Source organism: Streptomyces sp. NA02950 (assembly GCF_013364155.1).
Classification (GTDB): Bacteria; Actinomycetota; Actinomycetes; order Streptomycetales; family Streptomycetaceae; genus Streptomyces.
Genome location: NZ_CP054916.1, coordinates 8,520,975 through 8,535,817, shown reverse-complemented (window position 1 = coordinate 8,535,817; position 14,843 = coordinate 8,520,975). Strand labels below are relative to the sequence as shown.

General features: G+C 69.6%; 14 protein-coding genes. 9 read left to right on the top strand and 5 right to left on the bottom strand.

Going from position 1 to position 14,843, the window contains the following annotated elements; translation table 11 throughout:
* Positions 1–12: 12 nt before the first annotated feature.
* Both HUT19_RS36825 and HUT19_RS36820 read right to left on the bottom strand, forming a co-directional pair.
* On the bottom strand, positions 13–948 hold the full coding sequence (locus HUT19_RS36825; RefSeq protein ID WP_176184976.1) for an ACP S-malonyltransferase: 936 nt from the start codon (positions 946–948) through the stop codon (positions 13–15).
* A gap of 76 nt (positions 949–1,024) precedes the next feature.
* On the bottom strand, positions 1,025–1,921 hold the full coding sequence (locus tag HUT19_RS36820; RefSeq protein WP_217712324.1) for a proline iminopeptidase-family hydrolase: 897 nt from the start codon (positions 1,919–1,921) through the stop codon (positions 1,025–1,027).
* Positions 1,922–2,498: 577 nt separating this feature from the next.
* Here HUT19_RS36820 and HUT19_RS36815 point away from each other — a divergent pair.
* From HUT19_RS36815 to HUT19_RS36805, 3 genes are all read left to right on the top strand, one after another.
* Positions 2,499–3,725: a cytochrome P450 gene (locus tag HUT19_RS36815; protein ID WP_176184974.1), complete on the top strand. Its 1,227-nt coding sequence runs from the start codon at positions 2,499–2,501 to the stop codon at positions 3,723–3,725.
* A 79-nt stretch (positions 3,726–3,804) separates the two neighbouring features.
* Positions 3,805–5,037, top strand: a complete 1,233-nt coding sequence (locus HUT19_RS36810) for a cytochrome P450 (protein ID WP_176184973.1) — start codon at positions 3,805–3,807, stop codon at positions 5,035–5,037.
* 59 nt (positions 5,038–5,096) lie between these two features.
* On the top strand, positions 5,097–5,303 hold the full coding sequence (locus tag HUT19_RS36805) for a ferredoxin (RefSeq protein WP_176184971.1): 207 nt from the start codon (positions 5,097–5,099) through the stop codon (positions 5,301–5,303).
* A gap of 81 nt (positions 5,304–5,384) precedes the next feature.
* Here HUT19_RS36805 and HUT19_RS36800 read toward each other — a convergent pair whose 3' ends face one another.
* Both HUT19_RS36800 and HUT19_RS36795 read right to left on the bottom strand, forming a co-directional pair.
* The gene (locus tag HUT19_RS36800) at positions 5,385–6,230 is read right to left on the bottom strand and encodes an SDR family oxidoreductase (protein ID WP_176184969.1); all 846 of its coding nucleotides are present in this window, start codon (positions 6,228–6,230) and stop codon (positions 5,385–5,387) included.
* 77 nt (positions 6,231–6,307) lie between these two features.
* Positions 6,308–7,525, bottom strand: coding sequence for an MFS transporter (locus tag HUT19_RS36795; RefSeq protein ID WP_176184967.1), 1,218 nt, complete (start codon positions 7,523–7,525; stop codon positions 6,308–6,310).
* Between the two features lie 255 nt (positions 7,526–7,780).
* Between HUT19_RS36795 and HUT19_RS36790 the strand changes: the two genes are divergently transcribed.
* The 6 genes from HUT19_RS36790 (at position 7,781) to HUT19_RS36765 (ending at position 14,128) form a co-directional block, all read left to right on the top strand.
* Positions 7,781–8,854 (top strand): mechanosensitive ion channel family protein, encoded by a 1,074-nt coding sequence (locus tag HUT19_RS36790; RefSeq protein ID WP_176184965.1) that lies wholly within the window; start codon positions 7,781–7,783, stop codon positions 8,852–8,854.
* Between the two features lie 214 nt (positions 8,855–9,068).
* On the top strand, positions 9,069–9,260 hold the full coding sequence (tgmA, locus tag HUT19_RS36785; protein WP_176187743.1) for a putative ATP-grasp-modified RiPP: 192 nt from the start codon (positions 9,069–9,071) through the stop codon (positions 9,258–9,260).
* Between the two features lie 15 nt (positions 9,261–9,275).
* Positions 9,276–10,217, top strand: a complete 942-nt coding sequence (gene tgmB, locus HUT19_RS36780; RefSeq protein WP_176184963.1) for an ATP-grasp ribosomal peptide maturase — start codon at positions 9,276–9,278, stop codon at positions 10,215–10,217.
* Positions 10,218–10,336: 119 nt separating this feature from the next.
* Complete coding sequence (locus HUT19_RS36775) at positions 10,337–12,175, top strand: glycoside hydrolase family 15 protein (RefSeq protein WP_176184961.1); 1,839 nt, start codon at positions 10,337–10,339, stop codon at positions 12,173–12,175.
* 60 nt (positions 12,176–12,235) lie between these two features.
* Positions 12,236–12,838: a hypothetical protein gene (locus HUT19_RS43645; RefSeq protein WP_254885982.1), complete on the top strand. Its 603-nt coding sequence runs from the start codon at positions 12,236–12,238 to the stop codon at positions 12,836–12,838.
* Between the two features lie 15 nt (positions 12,839–12,853).
* Positions 12,854–14,128, top strand: a complete 1,275-nt coding sequence (locus HUT19_RS36765; protein ID WP_176184959.1) for a DUF1266 domain-containing protein — start codon at positions 12,854–12,856, stop codon at positions 14,126–14,128.
* A 25-nt stretch (positions 14,129–14,153) separates the two neighbouring features.
* Here the strand turns inward: HUT19_RS36765 and HUT19_RS36760 are convergent, their stop codons facing one another.
* Positions 14,154–14,669, bottom strand: a complete 516-nt coding sequence (locus tag HUT19_RS36760) for a hypothetical protein (protein ID WP_176184957.1) — start codon at positions 14,667–14,669, stop codon at positions 14,154–14,156.
* Between the last annotated feature and the right edge of the window lie 174 nt (positions 14,670–14,843).

Here is a 14,843-nt window from a genome sequence, read left to right as displayed (position 1 = left end):
GTCGGGGTCGAATCACGCGACGAGTGGCCTGCGCCGCGGTGTCATGGCGCGCCGGGGATGGGCGGCGATGACCTCGAAGGTGCTGGTGGTGCAGGTGGTCCGGCCGAACAGGCTGTCGGGTCCGGCGACGAGGACGCGCTTCACACCGGAGAGCGCGAGCGCGTCCACGACGCGGGGCCAGTCCAGGGGGCGTACGAAGCTGTCGAGCAGCATGGTGCGTACGTCCTCGGCCGAACGCAGCGGTCGGCCGTCCTGGTCGGCCACGATCGGCAGCCGCGGGTCGGCGAAGTCGAAGCCGGCCAGCACCTCCCGTTCGGCCTTGTCCCGCAGCGGGCCGAAGGCGGCGGCGTGCATGGGCGGACGCATGGTGTACAGCGGCATCCCGCCGACGGCGCGCAGCCGTTGCTCCATCCACTCCACCCGGGTCTCGCGCAGCGAGACCATGAAGAAGCCGTCGTCGACGTAGCAGGAGATGTCGTGCCACTCGCCGTCGGCTTCGAAGTCGGCGAGGATCTCGTCCAGCTTCTCCCGGGGGGTGCGGACGAAGGAGAGGGTGACGATGTCCCGGTGTTCGACGGCGAAGTAGGCGTCCATGCAGCGGGCCAGCTCGGCGGTGAGCCGTATCGCCTCGTCCGGGGGCAGTACCCCGCACCAGGCGAGAGCGGCCTTCTCGCCGAAGCTGGGGCCGGTGCACAGCGCGGGTTCGAGACCGAGGCTCTCCCGCGCCCAGTGGGCGCTGGCCAGGCAGTTCACCAGGAACGCGACCTGCGCGGCCTCGGAGTAGTCGCCCTCGGTCCGCCGGAAGGTGTCCAGCAGGGAGTAGCCCAGCACCTCGTCGGCGATGGCGACCAGCTCCCGGGCGTACGGGTTGACGACCATGAACCTGCCGACGTCGGAGAAGGCGGACGGGCCCATACCGGGGAAGACGAGAGCCGTTTCGGATCCCATGGATTCCGTTCCTCACTTATGCCGTTATGCGGTGGGGCGCTGCGTGTGCGGGGGGCGCTAGGTGTGCCATGGGGCGCTACAGGCCCTTCAGGAAGTCGGTCATCACCTCGAGGAACCGCTCCGGCTCCTCGAGGTGGGGCAGATGGCTGGAGTGCTCGAAGAGCTCCCACCGGGCACCGGGCACCCGTTCCGCGTACGGCCCCATGCACACCGGCGTGGCCTCGTCGTGGCGGCCGCTGATCAGCAGGGTCGGGGTGCGGACGGCGTCGAGCCCGTCGGTGATGTCCCAGTCCTTCAGGGTGCCGATCACATGGAACTCGTTGGGCCCGTTCATGGTGGCGTACACGGTCGGGTCGTTGTAGATCTCCATGAAGGAGGAGAGGAAGTCCTGCGGCCACGGCTGGACCCGGCACACATGGCGGTTGTAGAAGACCCGCATGGCGGCCAGGTACTCCTCGGTGTCATAGGTGCCCGCCGCCTCGTGGCGCAGCAGTGTCTGCTGGACATCGGACGGCAGCCGGTCGCGCAGCACCGCCATCTCGCTGAGCCACACCGGGTACGAGGCGGGGGCGTTGGCCACCACGAGCCCGCGCAGTCCGGCCGGGTGTCCCATGGCGTGCGAGGCGCACAGCGGTCCGCCCCACGACTGTCCGAAGAGCACGTAGTCGTCCGCGATGCCGAGGCGGGCGAGCAGGTTGTCCAGTTCGGCGAGGAAGAGGTCAACGGTCCAGAAGTCAGCGCCCCGGTCGGGCAGATGGGTGGATCCGCCATTGCCCAGCTGGTCGTAGTGGACAACCGGCCAGCCCTCGGCGGCGAGTGCGGTCAGCCCCAGCAGGTAGTCGTGGGTGCTGCCCGGGCCGCCGTGGACGGCGACGACGGGTGGTCTGCCCGCGCCGAGCTCACCGGTGACCCGGTACCAGGTCCGGTACTCCCCGAAGGGAACGGTTCCCTTCGCACTGGGGGCCGGGTGCACAGTGAACCACCTCATTCGACGGGCGGGATGACGCCCTGGGGCGCAGGAAGGAACACGAGGACCTGCGGCCGGGCAGGCGACTCGGGACACGGGACGACACACCACCGTGATCCGGGCTCGACGCTAACGCGGCCGCTCGCCCCGGCTGGACCCCTAGCCGCCCCTAAGGGCTGTCCCGTCATCCCCATCGGGCTCCCGCCGGCTGCGGCCGCCCCCAGGCCTCGCCCGGGAGGTGCCCCCCTGCCACGTTGTCGGGATCACCCGAGTACGCCCGGTACGAGGGCGGCCCTCCGCCTTGCGACTGACCGCATCCGGCGCCGCTCGCCGATCCACTGGGGATGACGGCACAGCTCTCCAGCGGGCCCCGGGGTCCGCGCCGCCCGGCCGGGGCCGTTCGGTCCTGGGGCCACTAGGGGTGTGGTGCGCGGAGCGGGCTGATTAGCGTGCGAAGAGGCGGTCGACGAAGGCCGCGGCCACGGCGATCCGGGCGCGGGGGCTCCCCCGCTCCGCGCCCGCCCCGTCCGCCGTCGTATCCCGACGTCCGGCGCGTACCCCGTATCGAGTTCGAGAGGGCACCATGACCCCATCCGCCGATCAGCACGACACCGTGCATCCGCCGTTCCCGATGGCGCGCTCCTGCCCGTTCAGTCCGCCGGAGGAGTACGCGAAGCTGCGCGAGGGCGAGCCGGTGTCCCGTGCCGTCCTCAAGGTCAACGGCAAGCCCACCTGGCTGGTCACCACGCACGAGCACGTCAAGAAGGTGCTCGGGGACGCGCGGGTGACCTCGAATCTGAAGCTGCCCGGCTATCCGTTGCAGGTGCCGGTCCCGGAGGAGATGCTCCAGGCGGTCCCGCTGACCTTCCTGTCGATGGATCCGCCGGACCACACCGTCCAGCGCCGCATGCTGGCACCGGAGTTCAGCCTCCGGCGGATGCGTGCGCTGCGCGGCCGGGTGCAGGCGATCGTGGACCGGCAGATCGACGAGATGCTGACCGCGGGCGGACCGGTTGACCTGGTCACGGCGCTGGCGCTGCCGGTGCCCTCCTATGTGATCTGTGAACTGCTGGGTGTCCCCTACGAGGACCATCCGCGGTTCGAGAAGTGGGCGTGGGCCATCATGAACCACGAGATCAGTGAGGAGGACCGGGGTCGCGCCCACTACGAACTCGACCAGTACGTGGACGGGTTGGTGACCGCCAAGGAGTCCGAGCCGGGTGACGACATGATCAGCCGGCTGATCGAGCAGAACCGCGCGGAGCCGGCCGTCGAGCACGCCGACATCGTGAGCATGGCCCGGCTGATGCTGGTGACCGGCCATGAGACCACCGCCAACATGATCGCCCTGGGCACCCTGGCACTGCTGGAGAACCCCGACCAGCTGAAGATCGTCCAGGACGATCCCGCGCTGCTGCCCAAGGCGGTGGAGGAGCTGCTGCGCTTCTTCAGCATCTCCGACTCCGGCACCGCCCGGGTGGCGCTGGAGGACATCGAGCTCGGCGGGGTCACCATCCGGGCCGGGGAGGGCATCCTGCCGCTCAACAACGCGGCCAACCACGACGAGACCGTCTTCCCCGAGCCCGACCGGCTGGATGTGCACCGCCGGGAGGTCCGCAGCCATCTCGCGTTCGGCTACGGCATCCACCAGTGCATCGGCCAGAACCTCGCCCGTCTCGAGCTCGAGATCGTCTACGGCACGCTGTTCCGCCGGATCCCCGGTCTGAAACTGGCCACCGGGCTGGACCAGTTGCGGTTCAAGGACGACGCCATGGTCTACGGCATCTACGAACTGCCCGTCACCTGGTAACGGCCGGTCACCGCCGGTCACCCGGCGGCAGTCGGCGACATCCCCGTCCCCCACCCAGAAAGAGTTCCGAGAGGGCGCCATGACCCAGTCCGCAGAGCAGACCGCCGAGACGGCGCCGCACCCCCCGTTCCCGAAGCGGCGCACCTGTCCCTTCAGCCCGCCCCCGGAGTACGCGGAGCTGCGCCGGGACGAGCCGGTGTCCCGTGCCGTCCTCAAGGTCAACGGCAAGCCCACCTGGCTGGTCACCACGCACGAGCACGTCAAGAAGGTGCTCAGCGACTCGCGGGTGAGCTCGAACCTGAAACTGCCCGGCTATCCGCACCAGTTCCACATCCCGGAGGAGATGCTCCAGCAGGTGCGGCTGATGCTGCTGTCGATGGATCCGCCGGACCACACCGCGCAGCGCCGGATGCTGATCCCCGAGTTCACCGCCCGCCGGGTCCGGGAGATGCGGCCGCGGGTGCAGGAGATCGTGGACGAGCGGATCGACGCGATGCTCGCCGCGGGCGGACCGGTGGACCTGGTCACCGCGCTCGCGCTGCCCGTGCCCTCCCTGGTGATCTGTGAACTGCTCGGTGTGCCCTACGAGGACCACCCGCAGTTCGAGGAGTGGTCGGCGAACATGATGAACCACGACCTCAGCCCGGAGGAGTACGGGGCCTCGGTGGCCGCCCTGGACGCCTATCTGGACAAGCTGGTCACCACGAAGGAGAACCAGCCGGGCGACGATCTGATCAGCAGGTTCATCGAGAAGAACCGCGAGGAGCGGATCGCCGACCACGTCGACGTCGTCACCATGGCCCGGCTGATGCTGGTGGGCGGCCATGAGACCACCGCCAACATGATCTCCCTCGGGGTGCTGGCGCTGCTGGAACACCCCGAGCAGCTGGAGGCCGTCCGGAACGATCCCTCGCTGCTGCCCGGGGCCATCGAGGAGCTGCTGCGCACCTTCAGCATCTCCGACTCGGGCACCGCGCGGGTCGCCCTGGAGGACATCGACCTCGACGGCACGGTCATCCGCGCCGGTGAGGGCATCCTCGCCCTCAACAACGCGGCCAACCACGACGAGACCGTCTTCCCCGACCCGGACACCTTCGACATCCACCGCACAGAGGCTCGCAGCCACTTGGCCTTCGGCTACGGCATCCACCAGTGCATCGGCGCCAACCTGGCCCGGGTGGAGCTGGAGGTGGTCTACGGCACCCTGCTGCGCCGGATCCCCGGTCTGAAACTGGCCACCGGGCTAGACCAGTTGCGGTTCAAGGACGACGCCATGGTCTACGGCGTCTACGAACTGCCCGTCACCTGGTGACCACGGCACTTCTCGGGCCGCCGCCGCCCCATCGGACCACCGAAACGAGGAACGGCCTCATGCGCCTCAGCATCGACCCCGACAAGTGTGTGGGGGCCGGCCAGTGTGCCATGTTCGCCCCTGACGTCTTCGACCAGGGCGAGGACGGCATCGTGGAGCTGCTCCAGGAGGAGCCGCCGGAGAGCGCCCACGAGGAGGTGCGCGAGGCGGCCGACATGTGCCCGGCCCAGGTGATCCGGCTCATCGCACACGCCGAGCGCCCCTAGACGGGCCCGGCACACGGCTCACGGCCCGGATCCGCCCCCAACCGTCATGGATCCGGGCCGTGTGGTGCGCACCGGGCGGGGTCAGGGGCGCGGGCCCGCGATGGTCTCCGCCCGCGCGACGAACTGCGGCAGCCACTCCTCGAAGCCGACCGTGCCGAGGAACTCCACCGCCATCTCCGCGTCCCGACCGACCGGGAGATGCAGCGGGGTGGCGGGGTTCTCGACGGCCCCGACGATGGCGTCGGCGACCACACCGGGGTCCCCGGCCGCCTCGCCGACCCCCGCCAGGAAGCGGGTGAGCCATGCCTCGTCGGCCGCGTACGGATCGTCCGCGACCGCCTCGCGGGTCGCCGGGCGCGTATGGACCTCGGTGGCGAAGCTGCCCGGTTCCAGGCAGACCACCCGCACCCCGAACCGCGCCACCTCGCCGGACAGCGCCTCGCTGAGGGCGCCGAGCCCGGACTTGCTGGCCGCGTAGAACCCGCCGTAGGGCACCGACGGGACCCGGCCCGCCGCGGAGCTCACGTTGACGATGACACCGGCGCCACGGGCCCGCATGGCGGGCAGTACGGCGCGGATGGTGCGCAGCGGCCCCCAGAAGTTGGTCTCCATCAGGGTGCGTGCCCACTCCAGGGGCATGGCCTCCACCGGCCCGGTGACATCGATCCCGGCGTTGTTCACCAGGACGTCCACCGCGCCGTGTCGTTCCTCCACTGTACGGACCGCCGTGGTGACGGACGTGTCGTCGGTGACGTCCAGGGCCAGCACCTCGACCTCCGCGCCGACGGCGGCGGCGCGCTCTTTCAGCCGGGCTGCCTTGGCCGGATTCCTCAGGGTGGCGTAGGTGTGGTCGCCCCGCCCGGCGAACCGCAGGGCCGTCTCCAGACCTATACCGCTGCCGCACCCGGTGATGAGTACCGCCGCCACAACCGGACTCCCTTCACTCGTCGATGACTTCTTGTCGGTTCCGGAGAGTAAGGGAGTGGACCGGGGGATTTGTGCCCCTAGTGGCCCCTATGCGCCGCGGGCTGTTCCTCCAGGTCGCCGTGGCGCGGCAGCCGGAGCAGGGTGGCGGTGGCCAGCAGGGCCACACAGCCGGTGAAGATCAGCCCGGCGGTCCGTACCCCGACCGCGACGGAGAGCGCCCCGACCCCGATCACCGGGATCGAGATCGCCAGGTACATCAGCACGAACAGGGCGGAGGTGACCTCGGCGCGCCGCCCGGCCGGGCTCCGCTGGGTCACCGCCCGCACCGCGGCGTGGAACGAAAGACCCTGGCCGGTGCCCGCGACCACCGCGCCGAGCACCAGGAGCGGCAGTAACGCGGCGGCCAGCGATCCCGCGATGGCGGCCATGCCCGCCACCAGCAGGGCGCACCCCGAGGGCAGTGCCCGCCGGATGCCCAGGCGCTGTGCCAGCAGCTGGCCGCCGAGCGAGGCGGCGAACACGGAGAACACCACACCACCGGCGACGGCGAGGTCCCGTTCGTCCTCCACGTCGAGCAGGAAGGTGGGGGTCACCGAGGTGAACAGCCCGAGGGTGGCGAAGCCCGCGAATCCGGCCATGGCCGCGGCCACGAAGGTGGAGCGCATCTCGCGGGGCACCCGCAGCCGCTCCGGTCGCAGCGGTGGTCGGCCGGTGCGCGGTACGGTCTCGGGGAGGCCCAGCACTCCGGCCGCGGCCACCGCCACCAGGACGAGATCCACCACGAACACCAGCCGCAGCGGCGCCGGGGCCCACTGCGCGAGCGTGCCCGCCAGCAGGGAACCGAGGCCCAGCCCGCCCAGGTTGGCGACGGTCGCGACGAGGGTGGAGGAGTTCCGCAGCCGCGGGGGCGCCAGTTCGATGACGGTCACGGTGGCGGTGCCGGTGACCAGCCCGGCCGAGAGCCCCGACAGCGTACGGCCCGCGAACAGCTCCGGCAGGCCGTCCGCGTCGAGGAAGCACAGCGCGCTGGCGGCCGACAGCACCAGGGCGGCCAGCATGACGGGACGCCGGCCGATGGCGTCGGACAGACGGCCGAACAGCAGGAGTGCGGCGATGACGCCGAGGGCGTAGACGGCGAAGATCACCGTGGACATGAACGGGGAGAAGTTCAGCCACCGCTGGTAGAGGTCGTAGAGCGGGGTGGGCAGCGTGGTACCGGCCATGGTGACCACAAAGGCGTAGGCGGCCACGACGCACGGCCAGGTCCGGTCCGCTTCGTACCGCTGAGTCCCCATGCTGCGTCATTTCACCACAAAGGGGCGGGATTCCAGTGGCTCTGGAGGGACGCCCGGGCCGGCGTCGCCATCCGGACAGCGAGCGGTGACCGCCGTCCGGGCCACTCCCCGTATGGGGCAGGATAGGCACCTTGGGCCGGGGCCGAACGGATGTGCCCCGGCACGCCCGTAGTTCCCGGCTCGAGCAGGTGACAGCGTGACAGAACAGCAGTCCGGACAGCACTCCGCACCGGCGGCGACAGGGGGTGGTGACCGATGAACCGTGCGCTCACACTGCACGACATCATCGTGGTCGGCGCGGCACTGCTCGGCAGTGTGGCGATCGGTCTGCTGCTTCGAGTGGGTCTGCGCTGGCTGGGGGTACGGACCCGGAGAACCCGGTGGAGCGGTGACGACATCATCGTCGACACCCTGTGCAGCCTTGCGCCGTGGGCCGCGCTGGCCGCGGGCGCCTCGGCGGCGGCCGCGGCACTGCCGCTGACCCCCTCGGTCGGCCACAACGTGAACCGGATACTCATCGGAGTGCTGATCCTGGTCACCACGGTCACGGCGGCACGGGTGGTGGCCGATCTGGTGCGGACGCTGGCGCTGTCCCGCTCCGGAGTGGCCGGAACCGCCACCATCTTCGTCAACATCACGCGGATCGCGGTACTGGCGATGGGGATGCTGGTGCTGCTGGAGACGCTGGGGGTCTCGATCGCGCCACTGCTCACGGCGCTGGGCGTGGGCGGTCTGGCGGTGGCGCTGGCCCTTCAGGACACTCTGGCCAATCTGTTCGCGGGGGTGCACATCCTCGCCTCCAAGACGGTGCAGCCGGGGCACTACATCCGGCTCAGCAGCGGGGAGGAGGGCTATGTGGTGGACATCAACTGGCGCAACACCGCGGTGCGACAGCTCTCGGACAATCTCGTCATCATCCCGAACGCCAAACTGGGCAGTACCATCATGACCAACTATCACCAGCCGGAACAGCAGATGTCGGTCATGGTGCAGGGACGGGTCGGCTACGGAAGCGACCTCGCCCATGTGGAGCGGGTGACGGTGGAGGTGGCCGGGAAGGTCATGGCCGCCGTCTCCGGCGGGGTCGCCGACCACGAGACGACGGTGCGGTTCCACACGTTCGGCGAGTCGGGCGTCGACTTCTCGGTGTTCCTGCGCGCCCTGGAGTTCAGCGACCAGTACCTGATCAGACATGAGTTCATGAAGGAACTGCACGGTAGGTTCCGCGCGGAGGGCATCGAGATCCCGCTGCCGACCCGCACCCTCGTCCTCCCCCAGCAGGAACAACCGCTGACCGGACCGGGCTTCATCTCCTCTTCCTCACTCTGAGTCGTCACTTCACCTCGTACGCACTCCACATGACTTCCCGTCCGGAGATGAAGTGGTCATGACCGGGTGTACCCGAATGAGTACGGGACCACCCTTGTGACGTATTTCATACCGACATAGAAATGACATAACAGTTCGTAGAGAGTCTCCTACACTTTTGGTGCGTACCGTTGCGTGACGGTTGGAACAATTCATGGAGCACAAGAGGTCACTCATGCAGCCTTTTGCACTGAGCCACACAATCCCGGCCGACCAATCGCCGGTGATTGTTCCCTACTCGTATAACGTCGCCCTGCAGTTGAATGTACTTTCTGACGGGCGTCCGGCCATCGCCGACCGGGCGGTGCTTCTTGCCACCGGCACGACCACCTCAACAGCTGGTTCGAAGACGCACTTCGACGACTGACCGATAAGAACTTCGATGACGGTACTCATCCTGACGTGCCGCCAGGATGTGACGGCGGACCTGGTGGTGGCGGAGCTGCGCGAACGCGGCGTCCCCCTCGTCCGCTTCGACCCCGCGGACCTTCCCCGGGACGCCGCCCTGTCGGTCGATTTCGACCGCGGTGACTTCACCGGCTATCTGTCGACGGGCGGACGCCTGATGAGCATGCACGGCCTGCGCTCCATCTGGGTGCGCAGGCCGGGAGAGCCCGCGGCCCACGCCGAGGAGCCCTCGGAGTGGCTGACCGCCGAGTGCGGCCAGGCCCTGTACGGGATGCTGTACGCCACGACGGCCCGCTGGATGAACCACCCCGGCGCCGCCGTGCTGGCCCGCTGCAAACCCTTCCAGTTAAGGATTGCCCAGCGGAGCGGTTTCGCCGTCCCGGCCACTCTCGTCACCACGTATCCCCGGGCGGCCCATGAGTTCGCGGCCGCGTTCCGCGACATCGTCGTGAAATCCACCTCCGGTCCGCCCAGCGTCGATCCTCCGGTCACCCTCCCGACCACCCGCATCGGGCCCGAAACGGATTTCTCGGACGTCGCCGCGGGGGCCACCCTTCTCCAGCAGTACATTCTTAAACAAGCCGACATCCGGCTGATCTGTGTCGGTGACCAGTTGTTCGCAGCGCGTAAGGTCGCCGCCGCCGACCAGGTGGATGGCCGCTTCGGCTTCCATGGACATCTGTGGGAGCCGGTGGAAGTGCCCGACAGAATCGTTCGCACGGTCCACGAGTACATGTCACTCACCAATCTCGCCTACGGGGCCTTCGACTTCGCCGAGGACGAGGAGGGCATCTGGTGGTTCCTGGAGTGCAATCAAGGCGGCCAGTTCGGATTTATCGAGCTGGAGACCGGCCAGCCCATCGCGGCGGCCGTCGCGTCCTGGCTGGCCGCGCCCCGTAACCCCGAGGGCAGCTGACCGTCCCGCCCGGCGGCAGCTGCCCGGTACCGGCGGTGGCGGCAGATTCGTCGCCCCGGCCGGCTGGTCGTACCCTGAGAACTGAAGAGCTCCTGCCCCCTTAAGCGCGGGAGGTCCGGATGACCGCGCCCGAAGGAATCCTCCGCCCCCGCAAGGCGGACGCGCCCCGTTACCTCCCCATCGCCGAGCACGGACTGATCGGCGATCTGCGGACGGCCGCGCTCGTGGGGACGAACGGCACCATCGACTGGTACTGCTGCGCCCGGTTCGACGCCCCCAGCGTCTTCGCCTCGATCCTGGACGCCGACCGCGGCGGGTCCTTCGACCTCTCCCCGGATGTGCCGGTACGGAACAAGCAGTTCTACTTCCCCGACACCAACATCCTGATCACCCGGTTCTTCGCGGACGACGGGGTCGCCGAGGTCCAGGACTTCATGCCGATCGTGGACGACTCCCGGGAGGCCGACCGGCACCGGCTGATCCGCCGGGTGCTGTGCGTCCGCGGATCGATGCCGTTCACCGCGCGGGTCGCCCCCCGCTTCGACTACGGCCGGCGGACCCACACCCTGGACATCGGCCACGACCACACCGTCTTCGCCTCCCCCGAGCTGTCGCTCGCGCTGACCACCAGCGTCACCCTCGAGGCCGACGGCCAGGACGCGGTGTCCACCTTCAAACTGGTCGAGGGCGAGAGCGCGGTCTTCGCCCTGGACCGTATCGGCGACTCGGTCCGGCCCCGGTCCTGCCCGCTGGCCGAGGCCGAGGAGCAGTTCGGTGCCACCGTGCGGTACTGGCGCCGCTGGCTGTCCCACTCCCGCTACCGAGGGCGGTGGCGGGAGATGGTGCACCGCTCGGCGCTCACCCTCAAGCTCCTCACCTACGCCCCGACCGGTGCCATCGTGGCCGCCCCCACCGCCAGCCTGCCGGAGCTGCTCGGCTCCACCCGCAACTGGGACTACCGCTACGTCTGGATCCGCGACGCCGCGTTCTGCATCTACGCGATGCTTCGGCTGGGCTTCACCGAGGAGGCCGAGGACTTCGTCCGCTTCCTGTCCGAGAACATCCGCCTCCAGGAGGGCCCGCGCGGACCGCTTCAGATCATGTACGGCATCGACGGCCGCAGCGACCTCCCCGAGGAGGAACTGCCCCATCTGGAGGGCTATCTGGGCTCGGCGCCGGTCCGCATCGGCAACAAGGCGGTCGAACAGCTCCAACTGGACATCTACGGCGCCCTGGTGGACTCCCTCTACCTCTATGACAAATGGGGCCAGCCGCTGTCCAGCGAGCACTGGGACACCATCGGTGACCTGGTCGGCTGGGTCTGCGACCACTGGGACCGGCCGGACCGCGGGATCTGGGAGACCCGGGTCGGGGACCAGCGGTTCCTGTACTCGCAGCTGATGTGCTGGGTCGCGATCGAGCGGGCCATGCGGATCGCCTCCCGCCGCGGCCTGCCCGCGGACACCCTCCGCTGGGCGCGGGCGCGCGACGCCATCTACCGGCGGATCATGCGGAACGGCTGGTCCCCGGCACGGCGTGCCTTCGTCCAGCACGAGGGCGACGACGTGCTCGACGCCGCCGTGCTGATGATGCCGCTCGCCAAGTTCATCTCCCCCACCGACCCCAAGTGGCTGTCCACCCTGGACGCCCTGGGCGAGGAGCTGGTGTCCGATTCGCTCGTCTACCGCTACGACCCGCAGCGCAGCCCGGACGGGCTGCCGGGCGAGGAGGGCACGTTCTCGATCTGCTCGTTCTGGTACGTGGAGGCCCTGGCCCGGGCGGGCCGGGTGGACGAGGCCCGGCTGGCCTTCGAGAAGATGCTGACCTACGCCAACCACCTCGGGCTGTACGCGGAGGAGATCGGGCGCACCGGCGAGCAGAGCGGCAACTTCCCGCAGGCGTTCACCCACCTCGCCCTGATCAGTGCCGCCTTCAACCTCGACCGGGCGCTGGGCTGACCGGACAGCCGTGGACGATAGGTTTGACCTGTCCATGCGTATGTCTTCCAAGGGACGTTCATGTCACAGCCACCACCGCCCGGAAATCCCTACGGCGCGGTTCCCGGTACCGGGTACGGCGCACCCCAGGCTCCGGCAGGCCCGCAGGTGCAGCAGGCACCGCCGCCGATACCCGGTGCCCCCGCCCAGCCCGGTGCGTACGGGCAGGCGGGCCCGTACGGCCCGCCCGGCGGGCACCCGCAGCCCGGGGCGTACCCCCATTCCGGTGTCCACGGTCAGCACGCCTGCCGGATCTGCGGTGGGTTCCCCGCGGCGGACGTCACCATCCGCAGCCATCAGGGGCTGCTGGTGATGATGACCTTCCGCAAGCTGGAGGGGCCGTTCTGCCGGATCTGCGGCACCTCGGTGTTCCGCGACATGATGAGCAGGACGCTGTGGCAGGGGTGGTGGAGTCCGTTCTCGGCGGCGCTGTTCAACCCGTTCACGATCGTCGTGGACCTGGTGGCGCGTTCGAAGATCAACAAGCTGCCGGACCCGGGGCATGACCCGTTCGGTGCGCGCCCGGACGTCGGTAGGCCCGTTTTCCAGCGCCCTGCCTCGCTCGTGGTACTCGTGCCGGTGTTGTGGGTGCTGTCCTTGTTCGTGCTCGCCGCGCTCGGGTAGATAGGGTTGACCGACATGGGGAACGGGGAGGGGCTCGCCGCCGGGCCGGAACAACACGGCGGCCACGGGGCGATGGCGGCATGGCAGGCGCCCAGCCGTGTCGAGCGGGAGCTGTACGAGGCGAAGAACCGCGGTGACTGGTCCGCGTACTTCGATGTGCTGGCGCGTACGGATCTGTTCGTGGCCGACTCCTACACCCGGCTCCAGGCGCATCCGAGGACCGTGCGGTTCACCCCGTACTGGTACCAGCAGGTCCGGGCGGAGTGTCTGCCGGTGCTCACCGAGGGCATGCTCCCCGCTCCCCATCCGGAGACGGTCTTCCTCTCGCAGTCCCTGGGCTGGTTCGCCGACGAGTGGCGGCATGACGATCCGCCGTGGATCGTCATCAACCCCGGCACTCCGTGTGAGACGTTCTTCCCGGCGGGACCCGCGCAGCGGGCCCTGTGGAAGCAGCACGCCCAGAACGCCTCGGGCTGCGGCCACTCCCACCTCGAGTTGCGCGGACTGGACACCGGCGGGGCCACGGAAGGGCCGGTGGCCCATGGACTGGCCTGCGCGGCGCTGCTGTTCGTGAAGAACGGTGAGCTGTGGAACGCCATGGCCTACCACGGCGGTGGCTACACCAGCGAGCGCAACCGGCTCAAGGAGTGGTGGGGGGTCACCAGTCGCGAGGAGTGGCAGCGCACCCAGGAGGTGCTGCTCACCGCCGAGATGATCAGCGGTGTCTGGGAGTTCGCGCTCGGTGTCCGCCGTTCGCTGGCCCTGGACTTCGCCGGGCCGGTCGGGGTGGACCACTGGCGGGCGGTGGCCGAGCGGGTGCTGCGGCGCAACGCGGCCGAGGCCGAGTTCCGGATCACCCCCGACGGGGTCACCAAGGCCGAGCCGCGGGAGAGCTCGGAGGTGGAGGCGCAGGTCGCGGGGGTGCAGCGGCTGATCGGGCGGATCGCCCGGTACGAGGCCCGGTTCCGCGCGGACGGGCTGCTGGCCGAGGGGAAGTTCATCCGCACCGTGGAGGCGTGGGACTACGGCCGGGCCTCGGGGATGGCCCGCTGGGGGCTGGCCGCCCGGTTCTGCACCCTGCCCGAGGCCGAGCACGCGGTACTGCGGGCGAGTCGCGCGGCGCAGGCCAACTACCGCTCCTGGGAGGAGTTCTCCGCCGCGTACATCCTCGGGCGCTGTCTCCACTTCGACGAGGAGGAGTTCGGCAGCTGGTACGAGGACATGCTCACGGCGCATCGCATCCTGACCACCGATCCGGCGAGCCCCTGGCTCACCCTCCCCTTCACGTAGAGCAGCCGCCGGGGCGGCCGCGGCGTCAGCGCCGTCGCTGCCCCGCGAGGAACACGCTCACTCCGGTGAGCGCGAACAGCCCGGCGGAGACGGCCAGTCCGGTGGTGTCCGGGGCACGGTTGCCGGGAGTGTCGGCGAAGGGGTCGAGAAGCCCGGCCGGGTCCTTGTACAGGACCACCCGCTGTCCGGCCTTGAACTGGCCGAAGCAGTTCTGCTGCTGGGAGATGTGGTGGACGGCGCCTGAGGTGTCGACCACGGTGCAGGCTTCCAGATCCTTGTTCCTGATGCTCTTGCGGTGTCCCGTCCGGGTCACCACGGCGTCGACGGCGTCCCCGGCCTCCTTCGCGTAGAGCTCGTAGAGCGCGGGCCCGGCGAAGAACGCGAGGACGAAGGCCGCGACGCACGCCGATGTGGCCGCGCCCGCGCGGTGCCACAGCCCCCCGGCGACGACCGCCGCGGCACCGGCGGCGAAGAACACCAGGGGAATGCCGAGCCACATGCCGTACGGGTACTGGGCGAAGCAGCCCGCCAGGGTGCTCAACACCGGAACGATCAGTGCCCATAGGAGCGAGGTGGGCCAGGTGCGGGAGGGGCCGGACGCCGGCGGTGTCCCTGTGGCCCCGGCGCTTTTGGTGTTCCGCGCGGCCCGCACCGTACCCATCATTCCTCCGACACCCCGTGCACCTGATCGTGTTCCGACACCACGTGTTCGGAC